This is a genomic window from Pseudomonas sp. AAC, from assembly GCF_000725445.1.
In the GTDB taxonomy this organism is placed as follows: Bacteria; Pseudomonadota; Gammaproteobacteria; order Pseudomonadales; family Pseudomonadaceae; genus Pseudomonas; species Pseudomonas citronellolis.
Map to the genome: position 1 here is coordinate 243200 of NZ_KL647102.1, position 12867 is coordinate 256066.

Below are 12867 nucleotides of genomic sequence, written 5' to 3' on the forward strand. Positions count from 1 at the left end.
CGATTGCTGCCTCTGGCTAGAGGTCATTACCGACCCGTAGCGGACATCAGTGCTCAGGAAGCAGGAATGACCCTCAGCGTTGCGCGAAGTCCGCCGGAGGGTAGATTGCTCAACTGTACGCTGCCTCCAAGCCGCTCCATGATCATCGCCACAATGGACAGGCCCAGTCCGGCGCCGTTCTCAGATCCTTTGCTGTAGAAGCGTTCGAAGACACGCTCAAGGTCTTCCTCGTCGATGCCTGGCCCCTGATCTTCCACGTTGACTACGATGGCGCTGCCTTCGCGGTGTAGCGTGACGTTGATTCGACCGCCAGTTGGTGAGTGATTTACTGCGTTTGCGACCAGGTTCTGCAGAGCAATGCCCAAAGCCCCTGCATCACTTTGAAGCTGATAGTCGCCCTTGGTGATTTCCAGAGACGGTTCCTGGCCTTGATCCAAAATCCAGGGTGTCATCTCCGCCAATGTCTCTGTCGCCACTGCAGCGACATCCACTGCCACCCAGTTGCGTTGCCCGAGTCGCGGCTCGATTCTCGCCATGGTCAGTAGCTGGTTTACCACTCGACTGAGACGATCCACACCACCAACCAGAAACTCTAGGGCTTTATCTCGCTCAACATCGTTCCTGGCCTCAAGCGCGTTCTGCGCATGCAGCCGAAGGATTGCCAGGGGCGTACGCATCTCATGGGCGGCGTCGGCGATAAATCGATGTTCACGGCGCAGCAGCTCATCAATCTGCCCCAGCAGCCGGTTGAGCGCCGCCTGCATAGGTTCCAGCTCCCGAGGTAGAGGCACGAGTTGCAGTGGCTCCAGTGACTCTGCATGCCGCGCTCGGATGACGCGAGCCATATTCTGCAGCGGTTGCAGGCCCCAGCCGATGGCCAGCCACACCAGTAGCGCTAACGCGAGGCTGCCAATCAGGAAGGGAAACAAGGTGTGGCGGACGATGCGACCGATCAGGTCGTTGCGCACATCGTTGCGTTCACCGACCCAGATCACCAACTGGCGCTCTGGCACGGGAAGCACGAAGCTGCGCCATTGCTGCTCCCCCACCATGATGTTTGAAAAGCCGGGCTTGGTCAGCGGGCGAGTGAAGCTCGGGGCACTGGCGGTATGTACCAAGACTTCACCGTTGATGCGCCACACCTGGAAGGCGAGTTTGCTCTCGTAGGGGTGACCGATGCGATGCTTGCCCGCCTGACTCAGTGCTTCATTGAATGCCAGGTACAAAGCATGGCGATCCTTGTCGTCCAGCGGCATGCTCATGACGCCTTGCAAGAGGCGCGCGTTTTGCGCGAGATGGGCGTCGTAGATCTCGTCGATCTCGTGGCTGCTGTCGTGATAGTTGTAGAGCACAAGCAGGCTGGTACCGACCAGCAATAGCAGCATGACTCGCCAGAGCGTGCGTTGGCGCAACGAACTCATGCTTTGCCTTCCACCAGGTAGCCAATGCCGCGCACGGTGCGGATCAGATCGTTGAAGAGTTTCTTGCGCAGGTGATAGACGTTCACTTCCAGCGTGTTGCTCTCGGGCTCTTCATCCCAGCCGTAAAGGAGCTGAGTGAGCCGCTCACGGGTGAAGACCTTGCCGGGTTGGGACAGCAGTTCATGGAGCAGCCGGTACTCTTTCGGGGTCAGCACGACTGGATGTCCCTGGTAGCTGACTTGTCGAGTGGCCGGGTCGAGTGTCACCCCGGCATGCTCGATCAGCACCTTGGCGCGACCTGCGCTACGTCGAAGTAGCGCACGCAGACGAGCTTTCAGCTCGTTGAGATCGAACGGTTTGACCAGGTAGTCGTCGGCGCCGGCATCGAGACCCGCAATGCGATCCTCGGTCGCGTCACGGGCTGTCAGAATCAGGACGGGCACCGCATCGCCCCCAGCACGCAACCGGCGTAGCACCTCGATGCCATCCAGGCGCGGAAGTCCCAGATCCAGCACGACGAGATCGAATGTCTCCTGCTGCAAGGCGTGCAATGCACTCACCCCGTCCTGCAGCCAGTCGATGGTGTAACCCTCCTGGCGCAATCCGTTGCAGATACCTTCCCCCAGAGCGGGGTCGTCTTCGACTACAAGCAACCGCATGCTTAGTCCTGCTTGTCCTTGATCGTCTTGAGTAAAGCATCGATTTCACCGCGTCGGCCCTGGTCGGCCAGCTCTCGGCCGGGCCGTGGCTGTGCCTGCAGTGCTTTCTGCAAAGCCGCACGCGCTTCGACGTAATGCCCTTGGCGATAGAGATGGTCACCCCAGAAGTAGTTGCTGTCGATGCCACCTGGATTCAACTGCAGAGCCTTGCGCAGCAGCTCATCTGCCTTGTCCGAGTCACCGAACCCGATGGGCCAGCCAGGCACTCGGTCATATAGTGCGCCGAGGCTGGTGTAGGCCGACCCCTGCAAAGCGTTTGGATCGAGAGCCAGGGCCTTCTCCAGGCTGGCCCGGGCAGCCTTGACCTTGCCCAGCGCGCCAAGCCCGCCCGTGGCACCGGCCCAACTGCTGGTGACGATTCCGTGCCAGATCCAGGCTTCAGCAGCCTGGGGCTGCTCGTGGGTGAAGGCCTCTGCGTCGCTCGCCAGCTTTTCGAAAGCGGCTGCGCGTTGTGCTTCGGGCAACTGGTACTGGATTTGCGCCCAACGTTGCTGGATCGCGCTGAGGTGCTGGCTGCCAGCCTGATCCAGCGCCCAGGTAAGCGGAGAGAAGGCAATGAGGCTCGCGAGTATCAGGCGTTTCATTTGCTGTGCTCCTTGGCGTTGGCATCGCTGTAACGGCGGATCAATGGGAGCTGCTTGCGCAACGCGCGGTCAACCACGCCGGGCAGCATGCCGTTGAGGCGCACGAAGAGTTTCTCCGGCCATCCCAGGTACAGCTCGTTGAGTTGGTGTTGCACCGCATCAAGCACTGCCCGCGCGACATCGACCGGATCATCCATCCCTACTTTCAGCGCTTGGTTGAGCGCGGTGGCGGCAGTTGTATTCATCGATGTACGGGTGGCACGTGGCGCTGCGTAGAGAACGTCGACCGTGGTATCGGCCAATTCGCGTCGAAGCGCCTCGGAGAAGCCGCGCAAGGCGAACTTACTGGCGCTATAGGTCGCGTAGCCGGGATAGCCGATGGAGCCGTAGATGGAGCCGACGTTGACCACCAACGCATGAGGCTGCTCGCGCAACAATGGCAGCAGCAGGCGGGTCAGCTGCAGGGGGGCCTTGATGTTGAGATCCAGCAGGTCGTCCAGCGTGTCTTCGTCGATCTGCTCAAGCAGGGCGAAGCGGTTCACGCCTGCGGCGTTGATCAGCACGTTCACGCCGCCCATGGCCCAGGCAGCAGTGGCTACCTCCTGCCGGCCATTCTTGGTACGAAGATCGGCGGAGTGCCAGCGCAACTGATTGGGATAACGGTTCATGAGCACCGCCAGACCGCCAAGGTGCCGGCTGATGGCCAGCACTCGGGCGCCGCCAGCACACAGCTGGCTGGCCAGTTCCAGGCCAATGCCGCCGCTGGCACCGGTCAATACCACAACCGACTCACGCAAGCGCATGTTGCACCTCTGTCTGGTGGGCTCGCGGTAGGCCTCGGAACATCTCGGTGTACAGCTGGTAGACGACCTTGGCGGAATGAATCACCGCTTCTTGATCTTCCGGACGCTCCAGGCGGTTCATCAGCTCGCGATAGGTTGCCATGTGATCCTGGTCGAGCGCGCCGTGGGAGCTCAGGTAGCTGAATGCCGTCGACGGTAGTCCAAGTCCTTGCTGGATACTGCCGGCGGCCTGGGTAGCCAGGGCGATACTGGTACCTTCGAGGACGTTGACCATGCCGAACAGGCCGACGGGATTGTCGCGGGCAATCAAGTCATAGAGGAAGGCCACCATCAGCTCGATCGGCAGGCTGGGGCGGCTGTTACGCACCTGCTCCGCGTCGCCACCGCAGGCTGCAATGTCATTGAGAATCCACTGCTCGTGGCCGTACTCCTCCTCGATGTATTCGCAGACTGCACCGCGCAACCATTCAAGTCGGCTGGGCAGACGAGCGCCGCACGCCATCATCAGTGGCACAGTATGGCGAACGTGGTGATAGGCCTGAGTGAGGAAGGCGATGTAACCCTCCAGGCTGACAACGCCGCCCAGGGCATCGCGAATGACAGGGACGCTGAAAAGTGCCTGGCGTTCCTGAGTGGTGGCTGATTGGAGAGTGTCGAAGAAATTCATGGCAGGCCTCAGGGTTGCGAGAGTTCAGTGATGAGGGGCTGGTGGCGACAGAGGATTTCCTGGCGGCGCGGTCGGCCGTTACTGGTAAGGGTTCCGTCAGCACCGCTAAAGGGGCTGGGTAGGCGTCTCCAGGCATGAACCCGTGCGTAATCGGGTAAGCCGGCGTTGCATTGCTGCACGGCCTGTTCGATGACTTCGTCGCTGATGCCAGGGTCGATGGGCCAGAGCAATGCGAAGTTGCGTGGCAGCCCCTCGCCGTGGACGAAGGCCTGGAGGATTACGCCTGTCTGGGAAAGCTCGGCCTCGATCCACTCGGGATTCACGTTACGACCGAAGCTGGTGATGAACTGGTTCTTCTTGCGGCCAGCCAGGTAGAGGAATCCAGCAGCGTCGAAATGGCCGAGATCGCCGGTTGGCCACCATTCCCCGTCGAAAGAAGGTTCGCCGAGGTAGCCCAGCAGGGTGGAACCGCGAACCAGCACTTCCCCGTCGTCCGCGATACGCACCTGGACGTGCGGTAGGGGACGGCCAACGCTTCCTGGATGCTGATCGCCAGGGCGGTTCAGGCAAACCACGGAGGCGCATTCGGAGAGCCCGTAGCCTTCGAAGACCGGAAGCCCCACTGCTTCGGCGCGCTCCAGCAAGCTGCTCGCGACTTTGGCACCACCTACTGCGACGAATCGCAGGGGGCCAACTTTCATCATGCCGCGCTCGATGGCAGTGACAAGACCAAGCAGGAGCTGTGGCACCAGAATCAGGCTCTCAGCGCCGCTGAGTGCAACGGTGCCGAGGAAGCGTTTCCAGTCGACCTGACTGGCGCCACCGATACCCATCTGCGCTTGCGGATAGAGCGTGATGCTGGCTCCCGCCAGCAGCGCTGCATAAATACCGAGGTTCTCCAGTAAGACGGCCAGCGGAAGCACTGCGAGGTACTTCGTGGGCGCGGTGGGACGGCTCGCCGCTTGGAGTTCCTGTGCAACGCACAGCAGGGAAGAGGCGCTCAGGCATACGCCCTTGGGCGACCCGGTGCTACCGGAGGTGTAGGTGATCTTGGCAGTGCCTGCCGGTAGATCGGCGTCGACAACGGCCGGCCGCTCCCAGAAGCGCTCGCCTGGTGTGAAACCAGCTGCTCGCAGATCTTCTGCGAAGGAGTCGTTGGCGACGGCCAGTGTCGCCTGGGTCTGCATCAAACAATGCAGGCGCTGTGCGGCACTGAAAAAGGGCGGGAGGATGACGCAAGGGCGCTCAGCGAAGAGGGCGGCCAGATCCCAGAAGATCGCTTCGGAGCCGTTCTCCAATGCGAGGGCAAACGACCCTTCGGGTTGTTCTCGCAGCCATGCTTCGCGACGTTCAATTTCAGCCAGAAGCTGGGCATAGGTGACGTTGCCCGTGATTCCGCGTACAGCCACTTTCGACGCATGCTCCGTGGCGTGCGCCTGCAGCACCTCACGAAAGGCATTCAGTTCATGCTGCATGGCCGGCCTCCTGCAGCAGCATCGGGAAACCCATGCGCTTGTACACACCCGTGCGCTCCAGCTCGTCATGGCCGTAACCGATGTTTCCTGCGTAGACCAGTGGATGCTGCGCGTAATAGCTGCCCCAGCTGGCCAGTTCGCCTTTCAGACGACGCGGATCTGCTTCGGCGATGACGGTTGGTTCCAATCCCAATCGGTGGAAGCTGTTGACCAGGGTGGAGGTGCCGGTAAAGGCGACCCACTGCAGGTCGCGCGCAGCCAGCAGCCAGGTCACGGCAGTAATGATTACGCGCGCACTGCCAGCACTCAGGGCAGCAAGGTTGCCCACCTCGACCAACTGCTCACGACCGACGGCACGACCTGCAAGCCGCGACACAACGCCCTCCAGCGGCTCGTCCAGGTAGTGCTCAAGAAACAGCGGCCCATGACTGGCCGGACGAATGCCTGCGGCTGCGATCAAGCGCCCGTGGCTGTCCTGAAGTCCGATGAGCTCCGGCAGATAGTGGTGGACGTCAGCGTGGTGGATGGACTCGAAACGCGCATGGATGAAGGTTTCAAGCTCCTCGCGGTCGGAGTCGCCCTCGCGGCGCAAGGTCAGTCGAGCTTGTCGCTCGGCGACGGAGCCAAAGTGGAATGGAAACAGGCCGCTCCATTCTTGCTGGGTCATGGTGATCCCCCCAGGGGTCGTTCGATGAGGGGAGTATCAGCGGCGAATCTGAAAGTAGTCTGAAGTCGCTGAGAGTCAGCGGCGGTGGAAGCGAAATATCCGACATGAGTGTTTTAAGAGCATCTCCGGCCATAGAGCCTGGTCGAAGAGCCCCTGGAGCTAGGAGCGATGCACCCTAGTCCTTCAATCATGTGGAGGACGAATCATGGCCACACCCACAACGAAAGCTCACGAACCTTGGAACAAGGGCAAACTGGTCGGCCAGAAAGCACCGCTGAGACTCAGGGACATTTGGGCTATCAGAGTGCGACTGGAAATCGCAAACAAGGATCGTGATCTGGCGCTGTTCAATCTCGCCATCGACAGCAAGCTACGAGCCTGCGATTTAACGAAGCTGCGCGTCAGAGACATCGCTCACGGTGATCAAGTATCGACGCGCGCAATCGTCATGCAACAGAAGACCCAGCGGCCAGTGCAGTTCGAAATCACCGCCCAGACGAGAGCGTCAGTTGAAGCTTGGATCCTTGCCGCTCGCCGTCGCAACGACGATTTCCTTTTTCCCAGCCGTGTTCGACATTCAGCGCACCTATCCACGAGGCAGTACGCCCGTATAGTGAAAGCTTGGGTAACGACAATCGGTCTCGACCCCACGCTCTACGGAACCCATACGCTTCGTAGAACCAAAGCATCGCTGATTTATCGCAGAACGAAGAACCTGCGGGCAGTTCAACTGCTGCTAGGCCATACGAAACTGGAGAGCACTGTTCGATACCTCGGGATTGAGGTGGACGACGCTCTAGAAATGGCGGAGCAGACCGAGGTTTGACCTTTTCTACTTTGGCGCCGGGTTTCGAGCCGGCGCCTTCTTGAGTCAGCTAGCGACCCAAAGCTGTCCTTCAAGAAGGGCAGCTAACGGCCAGTAGCGGTCATTGGACGTCTGCAAAACCAGGGGTGATTCAGATTTCGTTAACGGAAGAGGTATTCCCTGCCTTGGTCGATGTTTCTTCACTTGGTAGCGGTATCAGATTAAGCTCAAGGTTTGGCTGAAAGTTAATTCCTCAACTATAGGAGGTCGTACTTAATGGAACAGACTTGCGTTGATCATGATGCCGCGAGGATGGATAAGCTAATTATCGGGCGCAAGTACGATGAAATTAACACCTTTATAGATTTGTTAGTTCGTCGCTCGTACGATAGCTCTGAGTTGCGGGCGCATAATTATTATATTATCGGAAATGGGTATGCTGTACTTACTGATCGGCTGAGGTCCCGTTGGGATGAAAAGTTGGGGCTTCAAGTTAAGTTTTTCAAAAAGGCCCAGTATGAACCAGGGTTCTCTGCACTTGATGATGACTTGAGGAGTCGGGTATATACAAACTTAGCTAATGCTCTTTATGAGCAGGGCCGGTATTTTGAGGCTGTAGTCGAATATGATAGAGCAATAGCCACTTTCAATAACCCTATGGCGTTCCTTTGCAAAGGGCAGGCTCTTCTGGAGATTTCGCGTGGCTTATATGATGAAAGTCACGGCATATACTTCCAGAAAGAAGCTTACCCAATATTAAAATATATTTATGAGTGCAAGGGTGATCTATTCGATGAAGGACATTTAGCAACTGTGGATGCTGCGCAGCATCTGATGGATTTTGTCCGGTATTTCGATGAGAATTTCGACGAGATTTGTGAGAGCTTCCCTCATCTGTCTACCATTCAGGGGAGCGTCGGAAGATCGCAGAAAGAGCGTTTGTATAAACAGTGGTGTTTAAAGAATCGCCTATTCATTAACGACTTGAATGAGATTTCTAACGAGCCAGCTGCGGCCCAGGACGTGATGGGTCTACCCAGCGTGCGTTATTCGATCAACCCCCTGATCGGTGTAGCCGAAAGTTTATGGTTAAGCGGTGGTTTCTCTGAAATTAAACACCAGTATGCGCATGCTAGATTTACTTATTTTGAGGCGATTGAGAGCAAGTACGCAAGAAGAGAGGTTCCGCATTATGCGAGCAATGATCTTTTCCTGACAGATTCTCTGGATTATTGCTTATATCGTCGCGATATCGAGCAGATTAAGATTTGTTTTAGGTTGCTGTATTCTTGCTTTGATAAGTTGGCGGTGCTTCTTTTTAAATATCTGGAGCCAAGCTCTACTGCTAGAGTTCATTTTTCCAATGTCTGGTATGGGGATGGCAAGGCGGTTAAGGACAGATTCTTAGAATCAGATAATCCTTTTCTGTTGGCCTTGTACTGGTTGTCCAGGGAAATAAATGACGATGAAGCCGAAGGGCATGATCATTGGATGGATTCAAATGCAGGAAAGTTGGCGGATATAAGGAATAAAATGGAGCATGGCGGTTTCAAGGTGGTTATTGATGACCTCTATAAAATTACTAAGTCTTTTGAGCTTGAACGCGAAGAAGAAAAACATGCGAAAATTTTAGGTCGCGTGGAGGAGAACAAAAAAATACTCAAGGGCGGAGTTCCGAAGGCAGAGCAAAAAATTATCAAATCAAAAATAGCCGCTGATCTAGCCCTGATTGAGGGGAAGGCTAATTTAAAAGGATATCCTCTTATAATTACAGATAAAGAGTTGCGAGACCAAACATTGAGGCTTATGAAAAAAGTACGGTATGCAATAATTTATACGTCTCTTGCGATTTATCATGAAGAAGAGAGGCGAGATAAATCCGGGATTGCCATGCCTTACGAAATTCCTATTTATTGAGACTTTCAAACTACGCAAAAAGACTTAACACTGGCGCACACGATGCCCGAGAAGCAGTGAGACTAGGCTGAACTGCCGGGGGAGTGAGAAAAATCCGCTGGAGTGCGAGGCAAAGGCAAGCGTGGCGGTGTTCAGGTGATTTATTACCACGTTGCAGCTGCCTAAACGACTGCTTCTGGCTGGTTTAGGTCATCCGCGAACGACCGCAATGGGTCGATTCTTGCCGATCACGACCGTTTGCAACCGGCTAGAAGCAGGCAGTAGACGATAGCCGCCGCCATCTTTACGCTGAGAAGTCACATATCAGCGCACGTCTTAAGGAGCCCTTGTTTTGGTGATTTCCATGGATCGAGATAGCGTGCATGCAGGAGACGATTTGAAGAGTCATGAGACGTCAATCGCCGTCGAGGCCACTGCAACGCTACGTACGCTATTCGAGAAGGTGCAAACCATAGGCTATTTGCCTGGCATCAGTGGCGGCGAGGCTACTTGGATAATTTTTTCATCTGAGAAGCCAATAGGTGTTTTAGCTCAGCAATGGTCAGAGCCAAAACTGACGGTACCTGCCGACAGAATGCTAAGTGAGCACTTCGCAGGAACCGAACCACATCTTTTTTTCAGATACTGGTGCCAGGAAGATCCAGATCAGGTTTTCTACCGAATCAAGATTGGCAACGGACTACCTTTGCGTTATCGGTAGGCAATAGCGCCTCGATCTTGACGTCCGCTAAGGGTCGATTTCTGCCGGTCAAGACATACCCGTGCGCTGGTCACATCCGATGCAAATGGCTGGTCACATCCGATGCAAATGGCTGGTCAAGTCGAATGCAAATGGGTGGTCAAGTCCATGCAATTACTCATCGGAAGCGTCCACCACCTCAGTGCAGGTAAGGTATGTGAGTCTAGGCCTAGGTGTTTACGCTGGATGAGCCCTCGCTATTGGCCTTCCAAGCTTCCAGCATATCCGCCCATTGCTGCATCATTTTAGCCCGGTCGGCTAGATACTCTGCGTGGTTATAGGTGCGCCGAACTACATTCTGCTCGGTATGTGCCAGTTGCCTTTCGATCCAGTCTGCTGAAAACCCCATTTCATTGAGTCTGGTGCTGCCTGTCGTGCGTGTGGCGTGAGGGCTGTATTTTCCTCCCCAGCCCAAGGCGTTGAGCATCTGGCGGAACGATGCAGACACCATTGGTCGGGTACGCACATCTCGGTGCGGAAAGACGTGAACGTACTTACCGGTGATGCCATGAAGGGCCTGGAGCATCTCTACTGCCTGCTTGGGGAGCGGAATCGTGTGTTCCTTTCGCTTTTTCATCCGCTCGGCAGGGATGCGCCAGATAGCCTTGTCGAAGTCAAATTCCGACCATTGGGCTTCCACTGCTTCGTTTGGCCTGCACAGCGTCAGCCACATGAGGCGGAAGGCGCAGAGGGTTTCATGGCGCCCGCCGTGGGATTCAACGTCTCGCAAAAGTTGGCCAATTTCCTCTGTCGAAAGTGCCCGCTTGTGCTGTGTTTTGTTTGGGGGCAATGCTTTTCGAACAGGGTGTACGGGATCGCTGCTGGCTCGGAGAGTGGCTATCGCCAGTTCGAAGACGCCAGACATGGTCCGTTTGGCTTCAGCTGCGACCGACGGGCCGTTGTCCTGGGCTACCCCCTTCAGCACCTCAAGGATGTGAGCGGGGGTTATTGCTTTGATCGGCATTTCGCCAATTCTTGGGAAAACGGTCCGCTCCAGCATCTTGAGCCGCTTGGACTTGGTGATTTCCTCCCAGTCTTTCAGTGTCAGCCATTCCTTGGCGACAGCCTCAAAAGTGATAGCTCTCTCATGAGCTTTCTTGATTCGCTCTTGTTGACGGTGATGTGCTGGATTGATCCCTTGTACGACGAGCGCGCGTGCTTTGACGCGCTCATCGCGTGCTTCGGAAAGCGTGAATCGTCGGCCATTTCGCCGTTCTTGGGCTTGGTCGGGGGGTTCCGCTTTCGGAGCGATCACGTAGTCGCCAATCGCGAAGACGCTTTCCTTTCTGGTGTCGCCATCGCTCAGTTCGAAGCGATAGCGCCAGGCCTTGACGCCATTGGGCTTCACCTCCAGGTACAAGCCGTTTCCGTCCGTGAGCTTGTATGGCTTTTCCTTGGGTTTAGCGGTTCGGCACTGAGTATCGGTGAGAGGCATGATTGCTTCCTTCGCCCTATACCCGGTTCTCTTGCCGGGTATGAATTCGCTGTACCCGGCAGCGTACCCGGCTGTGGTGTGGATCGCAACGCGCACTTGTAGATTTTGGTAGACATGAAAAACCCCTTGATACCGCTGGTATCAAGGGGTTTTGTGTTCACCAATGTCTACTGAAATCTATATTTCGATTTAGACGTTGATCACACGTTTAAACGTTGATCGGTCGGCAAAGGGCCGTAAATGCTAGGTTTCACGAGGAAATCGGGCCACGGCCTTTGCGAGAATTGCTGGAAGTACCCCCAGTTGTACCCCCATAGGGGTATCGGGATGATAAATCAGTCTGGATGCCGGTGCCAGCGCTGCGCCTACCGGATAAAACGGGTATGACGCAGACCGCATTGTTGGCTGACGCCCGGAACGGTACGCGATGAGATGCAGGAGAACTGGCCGCTGTGGCCCAGACCTCGGAGAACTCTCATGGCAGACCATCACACCCGCCACATCCCGCTGGGGCAAGATGCCCTGTTCACCACGCCCGCCTCGCTCATGCTCGATGCTCGCCTCACGCCGCTGGAGCGCAATGGCTGGCAGGTGCTGCGCATGCTGCGCTCTGCGGAAGGCATCAGCCCGCTGGCGAATCTGGGGCAGTTGCGCCGCTATCTCACCTCCACCCCGCTGGGGCAGAGGGCCGGGTACGAGACGGCCCGGCGCGTTCTCGTGGTGCTTCGGCTGACGGGGTGGATCAGTCTGGTCGGCCAGCAACGCGACCCTCTGACGGGGCATGTGCTCAGCGAGCTGTATCAGGTTCACGAAAGCGCCCTGCACTTCCAGCAGGCCTGCACGCTCGATGCCAGTCTGCCCGCGCTTCTGCAATCTTCCATCGGCCACGAAAACAACCAGGTGGATCGGGTGGCTGTCCACATTCGGGCAACGCTGGCACAGGCACCTGAAGCTGCCTCCATTGCGACCCACGATCAGCGTCACGATGACGATGATTTGCCCCCTACGCCGCCGTCGCAGGCGAGCGAAGCAGCAGACCCACTGCCATTGTCTGGCGATTCCGCTGGCAACACGCTTGTTCCGCAACAGACCGGACACGCTCGCCACATGACGGCTGAGCAGGGCGGTACGTATAAGACGTATATGTATAAAAAAGAACGTACGTACCGCGCGCGCGAAAGCGACGGCGATTCGGCATCGCAATCGGTGAGCTTGCCGCCTTGCCTGAGTAATGCCCAGGCAGATCAGCAAAAAGACGTGCAGGCCGCCTTGCGGCGGCTGCCGCCGCAGCATCGCCAGGAAGTACTCGACGAGTTGCAGGCACGCAGCCAGAGCGGCACCGTGCGCAATGTCGTGGCCTACTTCTTCGCCTTGGTGAAGCGCGTTTTTGCGGGCGAGTTCCGTCTGTGGGCAGGACGCAAGGAGGCGTCTGCCGCGAACCGGCCTACAACTCCGCCGCGCACCGAAGCCCGCCCGGAACCGACTGCGCCACCGGCATCGCGTGAAACCGCCCTGGCGCACATCGCCAACATCCGCAAGATGCTGAACGTCCCGACGAACGCTGGGGACATCGCAGCACAGGTAATGCAGGTCAGGGGATGGCAGCCCCATCCTGCGTAGCAAATGCTGCCGCGA

At 57.0% G+C, this 12867-nt stretch carries 11 protein-coding genes; 3 read left to right on the top strand and 8 right to left on the bottom strand.

Features of this window, described 5'->3' with window-relative positions; translation table 11 throughout:
• Positions 1-53: 53 nt before the first annotated feature.
• From FG99_RS28625 to FG99_RS28655, 7 genes are read right to left on the bottom strand one after another with little or no spacing between them, the layout of a single operon-like run.
• Positions 54-1421, bottom strand: a complete 1368-nt coding sequence (locus tag FG99_RS28625; RefSeq protein ID WP_034075622.1) for a sensor histidine kinase — start codon at positions 1419-1421, stop codon at positions 54-56.
• Positions 1418-2080 carry a response regulator gene (locus FG99_RS28630; protein ID WP_034075621.1) on the bottom strand — a complete coding sequence of 221 codons (663 nt, stop codon included), beginning with the start codon at positions 2078-2080 and terminating at the stop codon, positions 1418-1420. The genes FG99_RS28625 and FG99_RS28630 overlap by 4 nt, the downstream gene beginning before the upstream one ends.
• Positions 2081-2082: 2 nt before the next feature.
• Positions 2083-2724: a tetratricopeptide repeat protein gene (locus FG99_RS28635; protein WP_034075620.1), complete on the bottom strand. Its 642-nt coding sequence runs from the start codon at positions 2722-2724 to the stop codon at positions 2083-2085.
• Positions 2721-3527: an SDR family oxidoreductase gene (locus FG99_RS28640; protein ID WP_034075619.1), complete on the bottom strand. Its 807-nt coding sequence runs from the start codon at positions 3525-3527 to the stop codon at positions 2721-2723. Before FG99_RS28640 ends, FG99_RS28635 begins: the two co-directional genes overlap by 4 nt.
• Positions 3514-4194 (bottom strand): iron-containing redox enzyme family protein, encoded by a 681-nt coding sequence (locus tag FG99_RS28645; protein WP_034075618.1) that lies wholly within the window; start codon positions 4192-4194, stop codon positions 3514-3516. Before FG99_RS28645 ends, FG99_RS28640 begins: the two co-directional genes overlap by 14 nt.
• An 8-nt stretch (positions 4195-4202) precedes the next feature.
• Positions 4203-5669, bottom strand: a complete 1467-nt coding sequence (locus FG99_RS28650; RefSeq protein WP_034075616.1) for an AMP-binding protein — start codon at positions 5667-5669, stop codon at positions 4203-4205.
• Complete coding sequence (locus FG99_RS28655; protein WP_043273574.1) at positions 5659-6336, bottom strand: thermostable hemolysin; 678 nt, start codon at positions 6334-6336, stop codon at positions 5659-5661. The genes FG99_RS28650 and FG99_RS28655 overlap by 11 nt, the downstream gene beginning before the upstream one ends.
• 205 nt (positions 6337-6541) lie before the next feature.
• Here FG99_RS28655 and FG99_RS28660 point away from each other — a divergent pair, with 205 nt between their 5' ends.
• Both FG99_RS28660 and FG99_RS32340 read left to right on the top strand, forming a co-directional pair.
• Entirely contained in the window at positions 6542-7162 is a 621-nt protein-coding gene (locus FG99_RS28660) for a tyrosine-type recombinase/integrase (RefSeq protein WP_043273575.1), read from the top strand.
• A 255-nt stretch (positions 7163-7417) separates the two neighbouring features.
• Positions 7418-9058 (top strand): LA2681 family HEPN domain-containing protein, encoded by a 1641-nt coding sequence (locus FG99_RS32340; protein ID WP_156060106.1) that lies wholly within the window; start codon positions 7418-7420, stop codon positions 9056-9058.
• 908 nt (positions 9059-9966) lie between these two features.
• Here FG99_RS32340 and FG99_RS28665 read toward each other — a convergent pair.
• Complete coding sequence (locus FG99_RS28665) at positions 9967-11232, bottom strand: tyrosine-type recombinase/integrase (RefSeq protein ID WP_043273577.1); 1266 nt, start codon at positions 11230-11232, stop codon at positions 9967-9969.
• Positions 11233-11709: 477 nt separating this feature from the next.
• On the opposite strand from FG99_RS28665, the gene FG99_RS28670 reads away from it, so the two are divergent.
• Positions 11710-12852 carry an STY4528 family pathogenicity island replication protein gene (locus tag FG99_RS28670; RefSeq protein WP_023098851.1) on the top strand — a complete coding sequence of 381 codons (1143 nt, stop codon included), beginning with the start codon at positions 11710-11712 and terminating at the stop codon, positions 12850-12852.
• The last annotated feature ends 15 nt before the right edge of the window (positions 12853-12867 follow it).